Origin of the sequence: Streptomyces sp. NEAU-YJ-81, from assembly GCF_017592595.1 — a bacterium.
GTDB lineage: Bacteria > Actinomycetota > Actinomycetes > Streptomycetales > Streptomycetaceae > Streptomyces > Streptomyces hygroscopicus_B.
Map to the genome: position 1 here is coordinate 154,797 of NZ_JAGFNO010000009.1, position 13,309 is coordinate 168,105.

Genomic DNA, 13,309 nt, shown 5'->3' on the forward strand with positions numbered 1-13,309 from the left:
GGGGGGGGGGGGGGGGGGGCGTCGGGGGGGGGGGGGGGGGGGGGGGGGCGCCCCCCCCCCCCCCCCCCCCGCCCGTCGGCACCGGCGGATCGCAGGCTCGCTGAAGGAGGCATCGTGGTCGCGTTGTGGGAGGAGCACACGGTACCGCGACCTCTTCATTCCGGGCATTCCGCGGAACACCATCGTGGAGACGGTGGATCGGTCGGTGGGCAGCGACTTCCTCGTCGAGGAGATCATCATGCGGATGCCTCACGACCAGGAGAGCCCGTTCCTGCTGCCCGGACTCGCCCCGACCGGACGGACCGTCGAAGTACCGCTGGTGGGGGACACCAGCCCCTCCGGCGTTTGAGGAGCGGGGTCGGGGGGCGGGGCCCCGGCGGGGTCGAGGGGCGGAGCCCCTCGTTTCGGGAAGGGGCGGGGTGGGGGCTCTCCGCCGAAGGCGCCCACGCCCCCCGCTACGGCTCGCGGCCGAGCAAGGCCAAGAGCCGGGCCTGCGCATCCGCTCCCGACGGTGGCTCCACAGGCGCCGCGAAAAGCCCGCTCTCCTCCAAGTCCGCCGCATACGGCGCGACCTCCCGCACCGAGAAGTCCACCAGCGGCTTCGGAATGCGCTCCTCCGCCCCAATGGCCCGCGACAGATCCCACGCGTGCACGGCCGCGTCAGCCGTCATCTGGGCGCAGTAATGCGTGGCGGGGCTCTCCCCGTACGAGAGGTCGACCGTCCGGTCGAGGGCCCCCGGCTCGCGGAAGGCGTCCCGCGCCGCGGCGACCACCACGTCCCACGTGGCGACCGGGTCGTCACCGAGCAGATCGCCTTCCAGCGCATCGCTCTGGTCGGCGACGCTCGCCCCCTCCCGGACCAGCGGCGGCACCCACATCTGCTCGACCGCGAGATGGTTCACCAGATCCCGTACGGTCCACTCGGTGCAGGGCGTCGGGTCGTCCCACTGATTGGGCCGGATCGCGTGCACCCGTTCGGTGAAGAGGTCCAGCGCCTCGCCGTGCCTGGCCAGCAGCCGATTCTCCGCCATGGGCGATCACCCCGTCTGAGGAGGCTGAGGGGGCTGAGGAGGCGCCCCGGACCCCGGCGCCGGAGGCGTCGGCGGCGTGGGAGGCGCGGAGGGCCCGGAGGGGCCCGAGGGACCAGCGGAACCCGGAGCGGCGGGACCCGAAGGGCCCGTAGGCGGGGCAGGCCCCGAAGGCCCCGAGGGCGCGGTCGGCCCAGAAGCCACTCCCGGCCCCGGCCCCGACGCCTGCGCCGCGGAGTTCTTCAGCCACCCCGCCGCCACCAGCAACAGCGCGAAAACGATCAGCGCCGCCGCCCACGCCGGAAGCGCGAGGGCGAAGAGCAGCACCAGGCACGCCGTCAGCGCACCCCCGGCGTAGAGCGCGGCCGCCGCCGCGCCACCGTAGAGGCGGACCGCGCGCCGCCCGGACTGCTCCCGCAGCTCCCTGCGGACTTCGTCGCGGACGGCCCGTGCGACCGGCTCCGCCAGGTCCCCGGCCGAGGGTATGCCTGCCTTCGGGTAGCCCGATTTATCAGTCATGCGCCGCCGAGTACCCGTGCCCCATCCTCGCTAACAGTCCCGGCCGACACGGGCGGGGCATGGGACGGAAAACGGACGGGACACGGATACGCGGGCACATCCGCAGGGCAAGACAGGGCACGGCGTCGAACGCGGCCCCTGATATCCCACGTCCGACGCCGCTCCTCACTCCCTACGGGCCGCTCGGCCGCACGACGGGTCCCCGCCCCCGGGGTCCTCAAACGCACCCGACAACCTCGTGTCGATGCCATCGCGACGGGTACGCGTGGGGGACGCGAAAGCTGGAGGGAGTACATGCGACTCGGACATCTCCAACCGCTCCAACCGCTCCAACCGCTCTACGACCGCCCTGACCGCCCGGGCTCCTGGGCCGGCGCCCACTTCGACACCTCGCGCCCCGACGAATCCGCGGCCCAGGAACGGGAACGCGCCGCCCGCCAGGCAATTCGCCGGTTGGAAGGGCAGGGCGCCGACCGGGCCACCTGCCGTGCGGTGCGCCGGCCGTACGAGGGCGGCGCGGACTGACCATCCCGGGAGACGACCGACCCGGGAGACACATACGGACCCGCTGAGGAAGGGGACCGACATGCAGCGAGGCAGCGACCGGCTGAGCGTCCACAAGGACGACGAGATGAAGCACGAGCTCCAGGGGCTGATCCGCTCCGGGCACCCGACCCGTGCCGAGGAGTGGCACGACCCGGAGCCGGGCGCCGACGACGACCCGGACGTGACCCTGGGGCCGGTCCCGGCCCGGGGGACGACCGGTGAGGCCGAGGCGGTGCGGTTCGAGTTCGCGCGCCGGCTGGGACGTACGTCGTTCCCCGCCGATCGTGAGGAGCTGTTGCGCGTCCTGGAAGAACGGCACACACCGGACGGTCTGATCGCTCTGGCCGAGGAACTGCCCGCGGACCGGACGTTCCACACGGTGCAGGAGGTGGTCTCGGCGCTGGGGATGCGCCCGGCCTCGTAAAACCCTCGTAAGACCCACGTAAGACATGGAGGGACGGCGAGACGTCGAGGGGACGGCGCACACCGGCACGCATAGCACCCGCCCCGCGCGGGTACTGCGGGCAGCACATCACCCACGAAGGGGAGGTGGACAGATGTCCCAGGACCCACCTCGCTATGTGCGGGAAGTCATGTCGCGGCCCGTGATCTGGGTGCACCCCGATGCCTCGCTGGTGGAAGCGGCTCAGCTGATGCGCGCACAGGGCATCGGCGATGTGCTGGTCGCCAGCGACGGGGAGCTGCTCGGTGTGCTCACCGACCGCGACATCACCCTCCGCGCTGTCGCCGAGGGCATCGACCCCCTCGCCGTCACCTGCCATGCCGTGTGCACTCCGGACCCGGTGACCATCGGGCCGGACAAGGAGGTGGCCGAGGCGGCCGCGCTGATGCGGCGACATGCGGTGGGGCGGCTTCCGGTCGTCGAGGCGGGGCGTCCGCTGGGCGTGATCAGCCTGGGCGATGCGACGGAGCCGCCCTGAATTCCCGCAGCACGTTCCGCCGAAGGGGCGGTGGGGGTCCTCCCCCGCCGCCCCTTCGCCATGAGACCGCCGCCGCTTCGCCATGAGACCGCCGCCCCTTCGCCATGAGACCGCCGCCGCTTCGCCATGAGACCGCCGCCGCTTCCGCATAGCACTCACACTTCTTACATAGTGAGACGGTTCTTCTCGTGATGCGAGATGCCTTCTACCGTGGAGCCACCCGCTCACCGGTCCCGAAGGGGGAGTTCCGCCATGTCGAAGGACGCCGCCGTCTACACCCACGGCCACCATGAGTCGGTGCTGCGCTCGCACACCTGGCGCACGGCGGCCAACTCCGCCGCGTATCTGACCGGCCATCTGCGGCCCCATATGCGGATCCTGGACATCGGCTGCGGCCCCGGCACCATCACCGCCGACCTGGCCGAACTGGTCCCCCAGGGGCAGGTCACGGGCGTCGACGCCGAGGACTCCATCCTGGAGCGGGCCCGCTCGGTGGCCGAGGAGCGCGGGCTGACGAACGTGTCCTTCGCGGTCGCCGACGTCCACGCGCTGGACTACCCCGACGACTCCTTCTGCGTGGTCCACGCCCATCAGGTGCTGCAGCACGTCGGCGACCCGGTGGGGGCGCTGCGCGAGATGCGACGGGTGTGCGCGCCGGGCGGCATCGTGGCGGTGCGCGACTCCGACTACGCCGCCATGACCTGGTATCCGTCCGTCCCCGGCCTGGACGGCTGGCTGGATCTCTACCACCGGGTCGCGCGGGCCAACGGCGGCGAGCCGGACGCCGGTCGCAGGCTGCGCTCCTGGGCGCTGGAGGCGGGGTTCACCGACATCGACATCACCTCGACCGCCTCGGCGTGGTGCTACGCCACCGAGGAGGAGCGGGCGTGGTGGAGCGGGCTGTGGGCGGACCGCACGGTCGCCTCCTCCTACGCCCGGCGCGCGGTGGACGGCGGCCATGCCACCGAGGAGGAACTGCGGTCGATCGCGGACGCGTGGCGGGCATGGGGCGAGGCCCCGGACGGTTGGTTCGCCGTCCTGCACGGTGAGATCCTCTGCCGCGTCTGAGCAGTTCAACTAGGCTCACCCGCATGGATATTCTGGGGACTTCACTCCGCGTGTGCGTCGACGATCTGGACTCGGCGATCGCCGTTTACGAACGGCTGACGGGAGCCGAGGCGGTGCGCTTCCAGCGCGGCCCGGTCTCGGTCGCGGCGGTCGGCTGCTTCTTTCTGATGAGCGGTCCGGAGTCGGAGCTGTCGATTCTTCGCAAGATCACGGCGACGATCGCGGTGAAGGACGTGGACGAGGCGATCGCGGATCTCACGGCGGTCGGCGGGCAGATCGTGGCCGGTCCGCTGCCCGCCCCCGTGGGCCGGACCCTGGTCGCGCGCCACCCCGACGGCTCGATCTTCGAGTACGTCGACCGGAACCCGATGGCGTGACCCGCCCGTGAACTCACCGTCCGGCAGACCCGTCAGGAGGGCGGTCCCGGATCCTCGGTGAGCTCCTCGTCGTCGAACTCCTCGTAGAGATCGTCCACATCACGGAGCTCATCGCTCTTGATCCGGACCGCCTCCTCCTCGGCTGACAGCCCGCTGGTCGAGCCCTCCTGGGAGTAGACGTCCTGCTCGCGCGGGAAGTCGGGGTCCGGCTCGTCGTACAGCAGCCCCGCCCGTTCCGCCTCGATGCCGACCGGCTCCCCCGTCTCCGGCTCCTCATCGGTCAAGTGCTCCTCGAGCGACTCCCGCTCATGCGTTTCCGCGCTCGTGGTGTCCCGGTATTCGGCGATGGTCGGCTCGTCCCCGGGCACGGGCAACTGCTCAGGATCCTCGGCCCGCTGCTGCTCGGGCGTACCGTCCTGCAGATCGGGGATCCCCTCGTCCTCGGGATCCGCGCCGGGGTCATGCGGTGTCCTCACGGTCGCGGCTCCTTCCGCTCGCTCGTGCGCTATGCCGACATCCACGACCGGGTGCCCCCTTGGGCCAGCCCTATGCAGGCCACACCGTGCAACGCGAACGCGGGCGCAGCCGCGCGGCATCCATGGCGGATGCACCCCACTCGCAGGGGGCAGGCCACTCGCCCCCGCGCCCCGGGCACGCCCGCTCTCGGGCGAGATCGCCTGCGGGCGCAACCCGGGGAGGTCGTCATGCGGCCCGCAGGCCAGTGACAGGACGCAGACCGCTCACGCTCACGCCCCGGGCAGGCCCGCTCGGGGCCGAGGCCGCCTGCGGGCGCAACCCGGATCGCCCCAATGCGGGCCGCAGGCCCGCTATGTGGGGCGCATGCGGAACTCGTAGCGGCCGGGCAGCGGGTGCTCGGTCCTGGCCCGTGCCCGTGCCTCCTCGGTCAGGGGCTCGTCGGTCCCCGTCACCAGCCGTTCCACGATCGCGTACCAGGTGTCGCTCAACGCCTCGTCGCCCTCGCGCAGATCGCAGACCTCGAAGCCCTCGTCGAAGACGGCGCGGGCGGCCAAGGCGTCGCCCTGGGCCAGCAGCACCTGTGCGCGCAGCAGCCGGAAGCGGCCGCGGGCCCGGATGGCGGGGCGCAGGGCGTCGAGGACCGCCCGTGCGTCGTCGGCGCGGTCGGCCGCGAGCAGCGCGACGATCGCCTCCCGGCCGAGCGCCGCCTCCGCCGCCTCCAGGGCGACCGGGTCGGCGGCGGCAGCGACGGGCGGCGCGGCCAGCGAGACGGCGGTCGGCGCTCCGGCCGCCTCCGCCCCCTGTCCCGTTCCCACTCCTACTCCCGGCCCCGGTCCCTGCCCCGCTCCCGCCGCTTCGAGCACCGGGTCCGCCTCCTGCGGCGGGACGGTGCCCGAGGCGAGGAGGAGCTGTACGGCGCGCAACAGCCGGTCCGCCGCGCGTGCCGGATGGCCGGAGGCGGTGTCGGCCACGGCCAGACAGCGCAGTGCCCAGGGCGTTTCGGCGCACCGCAGCGACCGCTCCCAGCTGCGCTCGGCCTGTGCGCGGTCGCCCGCATGCCACTGGGCGACGCCCAGGTGGTATTCGGCGCCCGCGGTCGAGGGGGCCGCTTCGAGGAGGTCGCGCCAGGCGGGCGCGACCAGGGAGGCGCCGGGGTCGGCCTGGGAGGGGCCCGGCTCCCAGTCGGGGAGGGCGCCGGTGCGCAGCAGCCGGCGCCACGGCTCCTGGTCCTCCCCCAGCGTGCCCGGGTCGAATGGCGTACCGGGCAGTTGAAACCCGCCCCGCTCGGCCTCCAGCGCGCCCCAGCCGGAGCCGGTCGCGAGCTGCTCCGCCGGTTCCGCGTCGGCGTACGGGCGCCAGGCGGCGTAGGCCGCGTCGACCGCGGCGCGCGACAGCGCCGCCTCCAGCCGGGTCTCGGTCTCGCGGCGGGCGGCGGCCCAGTCAGTGCCGTGGACGGCGGCCGGGTCGGCGGTCAGCGGACCGTACGCCTCCAGCCAGGCGAACTCCTCGCCCGCCTCCAGCGGGATGTGCTCAAGCTGGGTGCGGGCGAGCCCGGCCTGGATCTCGGCGTAGCCGCCGGTGCCGGGCTCGGTCAGCCACTGCTGCCAGCGCCGTCCCCCGGGGCCCGCGCCCCAGACGAAGAGCTTGCGCCCGCGCAGCAGATCGGTCGAGGTCTGGACGAGGCCGCTGCCGTCGCCGTCGAGGGAGGCGATCCAGCGGCGGGCGCCGTCGGGCACCTCGTAGAAGTAGTCGGCGGGGTAGGCGCCGCGCAGCGGATAGGTGCGGTCGGCGCCGTCCCACTCCGGGACCGGAACCCTGCTGAGGGTGCGGGCGTAGCCGAAGTGCCAGGCGTCGTCGGCGGGGGCCAGGACGCGGGTGTGCTCGTCCTCGGGGACGGCGATGTTGGACCACCAGTAGACGGGGGCGGGGAGGTGGTGGGGGTTGCGGATCCTGACGCCCACGTAGAGGAACGCGGAGTCGGCGGGCAGCCACAGATCCACCTGGAAGGGCAGATCGCGCAGCCGCTCCCACTCCCACAGCCGCACCATCGCGCCCCCGTCGGCGGCGTCGGGGGCGGGGACGCGGGCTGCGTGCAGGGGTGCGCAGGACAGGGTGGTGTGGCCGGTGGCGCCGATGTTCCACTCGATCCCGCCGGAGAACCAGGCGCCATTGAGGGCGAAGTCGGCGGGCTGGAGCACCGGGTTGCGGTACAGCAGCTCGGTGTCGGCGGAATCGCCGGTGGCCTTGTGGATCAGCGAGTGGACCCGGCCGCCGAGCCCGGGCAGCACCGTGGCCCGCAGCCGGTCGTTCTCCAGGACGATGGCGTCGAGCGTGGCGGGGGCGCGGTCGCGGCCGTAGCCGTCGCGCAGCCGCACCGGCAGCACCGACCGCAGGGGGGCATGGGCGACCTGACGGGCCATGTCGGAGGGGAGCGTGGCCCGGACGCGGTCGTCCACGCGGTGCACCTCGTCGAGGGGGCGCAGCGCGGGCAGGGGGTTGTCGGGCCCGACGGGGGCGGTGGGAAGGGTCAGGGTGGTACGTCGCACGCTCGTGGCCACGGGCTGCCTCGCTCCGACTGCCTTGGGTCACCTCGGTGCGGCGACCGTCCGATGACCATGGAACAACGTCGTGGGGCCCGCTGAACAGAGCCGCTTCGGACCGATCATGGTGCCCCGTCAGCCAGGACCGATCGGCTGGTCCAGCATGTCGCTGGTCATGGCCCAGCGCTCATGGTCGCGCCACGCGCCCTCGATATAGAGGAAGTCTGGGGAAAACCCTTCCAGCCGGAAGCCATGGCGCTTCACCAGCCCCAACGACGCCTTGTTGCCCGGCTGGATGTTGACCTCGACGCGGTGCAGCCCCAGCGGCCCGAAGGCATGGCGCAGAACGAGCCCCAGTGCCTCGGACATATAGCCCTGTCCGGCGGCGGGCGGAAAGGCTCCGTAGCCGATCGAGCCGCACTGGAAGGCGCCGCGCACGATGTTGTTGATGTTGATGAACCCGACCATGTCCCCGGTGTCCCGGGCACAGACGAGGAAGCCCTCGCGGTCCTCGCGCTCAAGCTGGGCGATGTAGTGCAGATAGGCCCGCTCGGTGGTGGGGAGGGTGAGCCAGGGGCGGTGGAACTCCATGCTCTCCCGGGCGCGCCTGACGAACTCCGCACCGTCCGCGCGGGTGGTGCGGCGGATGGCCGCCCGGGTTCCCTCGGTGACATACCGGACGTCAGGCATGCGGCAATGATGACAGCAGCGCCATGGCCGCCGCATAGCCGGAGCCACCGGATATGGCCTCGTCCACGGGGATGTCGGTCATCGCCCACGGGCCGACGGGCACGGGGGAGAGCCCGGTGCCGACGTAGTTGACCGCCGGGTCCCGGGACAGGCCGGTGCCCAGGCCCTTGAGATAGGCCTCCTTACGGGTCCAGCAGCGGGCGAAGGCGGCGGGCCGGTCGGCCGGTGCCAGCGCGTCCAGCTCGGCGCGCTCCTTGGGATGCAGGCTCTCGGCGACCTGGTCTACCACCGAGGCGGGCTGCAGCTTCTCCACGTCCACGCCGACCGGGGAGCCCGCGAAGGCGAAGAGCACCAGATCACCGGCGTGCGACATGTTGAAGTGCAGCGGGGTGCCGGACACGGCGGGGCGGCCGTGCGGACCGCCGCAGCCGGGGCATGTCTCGCGGGTGAACGGAACGTCGGCCGGGGGCATGCCCAGATAGGCGCCGAGCAGCTCCCGCAGCCCCAGATGGGCCGCCGTATAGCGCTCGCGGTCCTCCGCCCGCAGGAACTTCGCGGCCCGCTCCCGCTCCTCGGCGTCCAAAATCGTGCCGGGCGCGCCCGGGTCCATGGCCGCGGTGTACCGGGAGACGCTGAGCAGCCAGGTCTCGGGCTCGCCGCCCTGCGGCCAGGCACCGGCGACGGCGGTGGGCAGCGGCTCGGAGCCGACGATGCGCGGGGCCGGTGGGGGTGTCAACTCGCTCCTCCAGTGGAGTTCGGGGCCGCTGATGTCAGCAGCTCCAGGGTAGGCACATCGGATCTGATCAGCCCGAAGGTCTGGATGTACAGCGACAATTCGGCCTCCAGGGCGCGGATCATCGTATCGGCGCGGCGGAAGCCATGGCCCTCGCCCTCGAAGGTGAGGTAGGCGTGCGGGATGCCACGCCCGGAGACCGCAGCCAGGAACCGCTCGCACTGCTCGGGTGGGCAGATGGTGTCGTCCAGCCCCTGGAGCAGCACAAAGGGCGAGCCGATGCGGTCGGCCCGGTGCAGCGGGGAGCGCTCGCGGTAGCGGTCCGCCACCTCCGCGAGGGGGCCGACCAGCGATTCGGTGTAGCGCGACTCGAAGTCATGGGTGCCGCCGGTGGCCCAGGAGACCAGGTCGAGGATGGGGTAGGTGACGGTGGCGCAGGCGTAGAGATCCGTGGCGGTGAGGGAGGCCGCCGCCGTCCAGCCGCCCGCGCTGCCGCCGCGGATCGCGAGCCGGGCGCGGTCGGCGATGCCCTCGTCGGCGAGCGCCCCGGCGACGGCGGCGCAGTCCTCGACGTCGACCACGCCCCACTGCTCGCGCAGCCGCTCGCGGTAGGCGCGGCCATAGCCCGTGGAGCCCCCGTAGTTGACCTCGGCGACGCCGATGCCGCGTGAGGTGAAATAGGCGATCTCCAGGTCGAGCACGAGCGGGGCGCGGCCGGTGGGCCCGCCGTGGGCCCAGATCACATACGGCGGAAGCTCTCCGTCCGGTGCGGTGTGGCCGGGATGGCGCGGTGGATAGAGCTGGGCGTGGATCTCCCGGCCGTCCGGTCCGGTGAAGGTGCGGGCCAGGGGCCGGGGGTAGTACGCGGGGTCCACGGGGTCGGTGTACGCGTTGCCGATGACCCGGGAGCGGCCGGTGCAGACGTCCAGCTCCATCACCTCATGGCCACTGTGCGGGCTCGCCGCGACGCCGACCACGCGCGTGCCGTTCACGGCCAGCGTCGGCTCCCATTCGGTCCAGGGGCCCGGCACATCGGCCGTCCCGCCGGTCCGTGGATCGAGGATGCCGAGGGCCGCCGCGCCCCGGCCGTGCAGCACCGCGATCAGACCGCCGGCCAGCGGGGCGAACCAGCGGTGGCCCAGCTTCCACAGCGGCCCGCCGAACTCCTCCTCGCGGGGGCACAGCGCCACCGGCCGACCGGCCGGGGCCCATTCCCGCGCACCGGCCACCTCCGCCGGCGGCTCCAGACGGTGCAGATTCCACCAGCCCATGCGGTCGGTGGCCGCGAGCAGCGCGCCGTCCTCGGCCCACTCGATCTGGGCGACCGACTCATCCGGCCCGCCCAGCACCGCCCGGGCGCCGGTGAAGGAGCCGTCCTCCGCGACATCGGCCAGCATCACCTCCGTGCCGTCCCAGGGCATCCGGGGGTGGTCCCAGACGATCCAGGCGGCCCGCCGGCCGTCGGGCGAGAGCCGGGGCCCGGTGAGGAAGCGATGCCGGTCGTCGGTCAGCTCGCGCACCGCCGCGCGATCTTCGGCGGCCGAACCGTCCAGCGGTACGGCGGCGATCACCCGCCGCACATCCGTCGGCCCCTCGCCCGTGAACTCCTCCAGCACACACCACACCTCGCCGCGCTCCGGGCGCAGCACCGGATCCGCCCAGCGCAGCCCCTCCCCCACCGCCGACAGCGGGGTCAGCGGGCGCGGCGCGCCCCCGGCCGGGGCGTCCGGCTCATGGATGTACAACCGCTGGTCGGCGAAGTGGACGAACACCACCAGCGGGCCGCCGCTCGCGCGGTCCACCGCGGCCCAGGGCATCCCGCCGTACCCCATCACCTTGCTGCGCACATTCCACGGCGGGGCCAGCACCGGGACCTCCGCGCCGTCGGTCCGCCGCCGGATCAGGGCGCGGCGGCCGCCCTCGCCGGGGCGCGGCGCGGTCCACCACACCTCCTCGCCGACCGTGCCCACATACTCCGGATGGCCGTCGTACGAGGCGACGAGCGCGGCGTCGACCGGGGAACTCCAGGCTCCGTAGGGGGCCATGACGGCCGTCTGCTGCTGCACCGTTCGCACCGATCCTCACGCCCTCTGCAGGAAGTGGTCGAGCGCCCGGACGCCGAAGTGCAGGGCTTCCACCGGGACCCGCTCGTCCACGGCGTGGTAGAGCGCCTGGTAGTCGAAGCCCTCGGGCAGGCGCAGCGGTGAGAAGCCGTATCCGGCGATGCCGAGCTGGGAGAACTGCTTGGCGTCGGTGCCGCCCGACATGCAGTACGGCACGGCGTGGGCGCCCGGGTCGAAGTGCTCGACGGCGGCGCGCATCGCCCGGTAGGTGGGGGTGTCGATCGGCGCCTCCAGCGGGCGCTCGCGGTGGTGGAACTCCCACTCCACGTCCGGTCCGGTGAGCCGGTCCAGGGTGTCGTGGAATTCGTCCTCGCCGCCGGGCAGCATCCGCCCGTCCACATAGGCGGTGGCGCTGCCGGGGATCACATTGACCTTGTAACCGGCCTCCAGCACCGTGGGGTTGGCGCTGTTGCGCACGGTCGGCTCGATCAGGGCGGCGGCCGGCCCCAGCTTGGCCAGCAGGGCGTCGACGTCGAAGTCCGCCGCGTCCACATCGGCCGGGATGCCCTGGAGCGCGGCCAGTTCGGTGAGCGCGGCCTTCACCGTGGGCGTCAGCCGGGCCGGCCAGCGGTGCTCGCCGATCCGGGCGACGGCGGCGGCGAGCCGGCTGACCGCGTTGTCCCGGTTGACCTTGGAGCCGTGTCCGGCGCGGCCGTGCGCGGTGAGCTTCAGCCAGGCCGTGCCGCGCTCCCCCGCCGCGATGGGGTAGATCCGCGCCCCGGGCCCGGCGTGGAACGTGAAGGCTCCGGACTCGCTGATGCCCTCGGTGCAGCCCTCGAAGAGGTCGGCGTGGCGCTCGGCGAGGAAGCCGGAACCCCAGGCGGCGCTGTCCTCCTCATCGGCGGTGAAGGCCAGCACGATGTCCCGGCGCGGCCGCACGCCCGTCCGCGCCCAGGCCCGGACGACCGCGAGCACCATCGCGTCCATGTTCTTCATGTCGATGGCGCCCCGGCCCCAGACGACGCCGTCGCGCACCTCCCCGGAGAAGGGGTGCACGGTCCAGTCGGCGGGCTCGGCGGGCACCACGTCCAGATGGCCGTGGACCAGCAGCGCGGGCGCGGACGGATCGGTGCCCTCGATCCGGGCCACGACATTGGTGCGCCCGGGCGACCGCTCCAGCAAGGTGGGCTCGATCTCCACATCGCCGAGCATCTCCGCCACATACTCGGCGGCCGGGCGCTCCGAGCAGTCACCGCCGCCGCGGTTGGTGGTGTCGATCCTGATCAGCTCGGAGGTGAACCGCACCACCTCGTCGAGCGTCTGGGCGTCGATGGTCTCCGGACGGTCCGTGTCAGCCATATTGCTCCTCCACCGCGGCCGAGACGACCGTCGTGACGGCCTTGAAGCAGCGGATCCCCTCGTACATGGTCGGTGAGGTGTACGCGACGCGCCGCTCGCCACTGCGCTCCACGCCCGGCACGACGCTCGCCGCCCCCACCAGATGCTCGGCGTCGAATTCCAGCTCCACCGTGAACGGCCCGCCGCGCGCGGGCTCGTGGCGCACCGCCAGCACCGCCGCCTCCCGCGCCGCCGCCCGGATGTCCGCGGCCGTGCGGGCGGGGGTGCGGCAGACCGCCGCATAGCGCGAGACATAGTCCTTGACCGCGACCGAACGGGCGCCCGGCGCATAGTCCCCGGCGTCCTCACAGGTCTTGTCGTCCCCGGTCACCAGCACCACCGGCACCCCGTACTCGGCGGCCACCAGGGCATTGAGCCGGCCTTCGCTCGCCCGCGCGCCGTTCACCCACACTCCGGTGATGGAGTTGGCGAGGTAGGTGTGGGCGAGGACGCCCTCGGTGCCCGCGCCGGTGTGATAGCCGACGAACGCCACTCCGTCCACATCACCGTGCTGCACGCCCTCGACCATGCTCAGGCTCTTGTGCCGACCGGTGAGCATCTGGGCTCGATCGTCCAGCTCTTCCAGCAGCAGATTGCGCATGGTCCAATGCGCCTCGTTGATGAGCACCTCGTCCGCACCGCCGTCGAGGAATCCGGCGACGGCCGCGCTCACATCGGAGGTGAACAGACGGCGGCAGCGCTCCCACTGGGGGGTGCCGGGCAGCACATCAGCCGGCCAGGTGACGCCGGTGGCGCCCTCCATGTCGGCGCTGATGAGGATCTTCATGCCTCGTCACGTTACGCGCCGCGCCCGACCCGAACCACCCCTGTGGATAACTGGTCCAGTCCACTGTCGCGCCCGGCCCGTGCCCGCCTCGTCCGGCGCATGCCCGCCGCGCCCCGACCACCCGCGGGGAAGGGCCCCAACC

General features: G+C 73.0%; 15 protein-coding genes. 6 read left to right on the top strand and 9 right to left on the bottom strand.

What is annotated here, in order from left to right; all coding sequences use genetic code 11:
* Positions 1 to 184 precede the first annotated feature (184 nt).
* A complete protein-coding gene (locus J5X86_RS21735; RefSeq protein ID WP_208518414.1) occupies positions 185 to 349 on the top strand; it encodes a hypothetical protein in 165 nt (54 codons plus the stop codon).
* Between the two features lie 106 nt (positions 350 to 455).
* Here J5X86_RS21735 and J5X86_RS21740 read toward each other — a convergent pair whose 3' ends face one another.
* Complete coding sequence (locus J5X86_RS21740; RefSeq protein WP_208518415.1) at positions 456 to 1,031, bottom strand: TIGR03086 family metal-binding protein; 576 nt, start codon at positions 1,029 to 1,031, stop codon at positions 456 to 458.
* Between the two features lie 6 nt (positions 1,032 to 1,037).
* Positions 1,038 to 1,547 carry a phage holin family protein gene (locus J5X86_RS21745; RefSeq protein WP_208518416.1) on the bottom strand — a complete coding sequence of 170 codons (510 nt, stop codon included), beginning with the start codon at positions 1,545 to 1,547 and terminating at the stop codon, positions 1,038 to 1,040.
* 294 nt (positions 1,548 to 1,841) lie between these two features.
* On the opposite strand from J5X86_RS21745, the gene J5X86_RS21750 reads away from it, so the two are divergent.
* From J5X86_RS21750 to J5X86_RS21770, 5 genes are all read left to right on the top strand, one after another.
* On the top strand, positions 1,842 to 2,072 hold the full coding sequence (locus J5X86_RS21750; RefSeq protein WP_208518417.1) for a hypothetical protein: 231 nt from the start codon (positions 1,842 to 1,844) through the stop codon (positions 2,070 to 2,072).
* A 61-nt stretch (positions 2,073 to 2,133) separates the two neighbouring features.
* Positions 2,134 to 2,517, top strand: a complete 384-nt coding sequence (locus tag J5X86_RS21755) for a DUF2795 domain-containing protein (protein ID WP_208518418.1) — start codon at positions 2,134 to 2,136, stop codon at positions 2,515 to 2,517.
* 133 nt (positions 2,518 to 2,650) lie between these two features.
* Complete coding sequence (locus J5X86_RS21760) at positions 2,651 to 3,034, top strand: CBS domain-containing protein (protein ID WP_208518419.1); 384 nt, start codon at positions 2,651 to 2,653, stop codon at positions 3,032 to 3,034.
* Between the two features lie 252 nt (positions 3,035 to 3,286).
* Positions 3,287 to 4,102, top strand: coding sequence for a class I SAM-dependent methyltransferase (locus J5X86_RS21765; RefSeq protein ID WP_208518420.1), 816 nt, complete (start codon positions 3,287 to 3,289; stop codon positions 4,100 to 4,102).
* A gap of 23 nt (positions 4,103 to 4,125) precedes the next feature.
* Positions 4,126 to 4,479: a VOC family protein gene (locus J5X86_RS21770; RefSeq protein WP_014055744.1), complete on the top strand. Its 354-nt coding sequence runs from the start codon at positions 4,126 to 4,128 to the stop codon at positions 4,477 to 4,479.
* 32 nt (positions 4,480 to 4,511) lie between these two features.
* Here the strand turns inward: J5X86_RS21770 and J5X86_RS21775 are convergent, their stop codons facing one another.
* From J5X86_RS21775 to J5X86_RS21805, 7 genes are all read right to left on the bottom strand, one after another.
* Positions 4,512 to 4,955, bottom strand: a complete 444-nt coding sequence (locus J5X86_RS21775) for a DUF5709 domain-containing protein (RefSeq protein ID WP_208518421.1) — start codon at positions 4,953 to 4,955, stop codon at positions 4,512 to 4,514.
* 351 nt (positions 4,956 to 5,306) lie between these two features.
* Positions 5,307 to 7,514 carry a DUF5107 domain-containing protein gene (locus J5X86_RS21780; RefSeq protein WP_208518422.1) on the bottom strand — a complete coding sequence of 736 codons (2,208 nt, stop codon included), beginning with the start codon at positions 7,512 to 7,514 and terminating at the stop codon, positions 5,307 to 5,309.
* 117 nt (positions 7,515 to 7,631) lie between these two features.
* The gene (locus tag J5X86_RS21785; RefSeq protein ID WP_208518423.1) at positions 7,632 to 8,186 is read right to left on the bottom strand and encodes a GNAT family N-acetyltransferase; all 555 of its coding nucleotides are present in this window, start codon (positions 8,184 to 8,186) and stop codon (positions 7,632 to 7,634) included.
* Entirely contained in the window at positions 8,179 to 8,922 is a 744-nt protein-coding gene (locus J5X86_RS21790) for a 4'-phosphopantetheinyl transferase superfamily protein (protein WP_208518424.1), read from the bottom strand. Before J5X86_RS21790 ends, J5X86_RS21785 begins: the two co-directional genes overlap by 8 nt.
* Positions 8,919 to 10,964 (bottom strand): prolyl oligopeptidase family serine peptidase, encoded by a 2,046-nt coding sequence (locus J5X86_RS21795; protein ID WP_208518528.1) that lies wholly within the window; start codon positions 10,962 to 10,964, stop codon positions 8,919 to 8,921. Before J5X86_RS21795 ends, J5X86_RS21790 begins: the two co-directional genes overlap by 4 nt.
* Before the next feature lie 36 nt (positions 10,965 to 11,000).
* A complete protein-coding gene (locus tag J5X86_RS21800) occupies positions 11,001 to 12,341 on the bottom strand; it encodes a M20/M25/M40 family metallo-hydrolase (RefSeq protein ID WP_208518425.1) in 1,341 nt (446 codons plus the stop codon).
* A complete protein-coding gene (locus J5X86_RS21805; RefSeq protein WP_208518426.1) occupies positions 12,334 to 13,167 on the bottom strand; it encodes a M55 family metallopeptidase in 834 nt (277 codons plus the stop codon). The genes J5X86_RS21800 and J5X86_RS21805 overlap by 8 nt, the downstream gene beginning before the upstream one ends.
* Between the last annotated feature and the right edge of the window lie 142 nt (positions 13,168 to 13,309).

What these genes read in the sequence shown, in the direction of transcription:
- J5X86_RS21740 (WP_208518415.1), bottom strand. Translation starts at nt 1,031, where the DNA reads ATGGCGGAGAATCGGCTGCTGGCCAGGCACGGCGAGGCGCTGGACCTC.
- J5X86_RS21745 (WP_208518416.1), bottom strand. Translation starts at nt 1,547, where the DNA reads ATGACTGATAAATCGGGCTACCCGAAGGCAGGCATACCCTCGGCCGGG.
- J5X86_RS21750 (WP_208518417.1), top strand. Translation starts at nt 1,842, where the DNA reads ATGCGACTCGGACATCTCCAACCGCTCCAACCGCTCCAACCGCTCTAC.
- J5X86_RS21755 (WP_208518418.1), top strand. Translation starts at nt 2,134, where the DNA reads ATGCAGCGAGGCAGCGACCGGCTGAGCGTCCACAAGGACGACGAGATG.
- J5X86_RS21760 (WP_208518419.1), top strand. Translation starts at nt 2,651, where the DNA reads ATGTCCCAGGACCCACCTCGCTATGTGCGGGAAGTCATGTCGCGGCCC.
- J5X86_RS21765 (WP_208518420.1), top strand. Translation starts at nt 3,287, where the DNA reads ATGTCGAAGGACGCCGCCGTCTACACCCACGGCCACCATGAGTCGGTG.
- J5X86_RS21770 (WP_014055744.1), top strand. Translation starts at nt 4,126, where the DNA reads ATGGATATTCTGGGGACTTCACTCCGCGTGTGCGTCGACGATCTGGAC.
- J5X86_RS21785 (WP_208518423.1), bottom strand. Translation starts at nt 8,186, where the DNA reads ATGCCTGACGTCCGGTATGTCACCGAGGGAACCCGGGCGGCCATCCGC.
- J5X86_RS21795 (WP_208518528.1), bottom strand. Translation starts at nt 10,964, where the DNA reads ATGGCCCCCTACGGAGCCTGGAGTTCCCCGGTCGACGCCGCGCTCGTC.
- J5X86_RS21800 (WP_208518425.1), bottom strand. Translation starts at nt 12,341, where the DNA reads ATGGCTGACACGGACCGTCCGGAGACCATCGACGCCCAGACGCTCGAC.
- J5X86_RS21805 (WP_208518426.1), bottom strand. Translation starts at nt 13,167, where the DNA reads ATGAAGATCCTCATCAGCGCCGACATGGAGGGCGCCACCGGCGTCACC.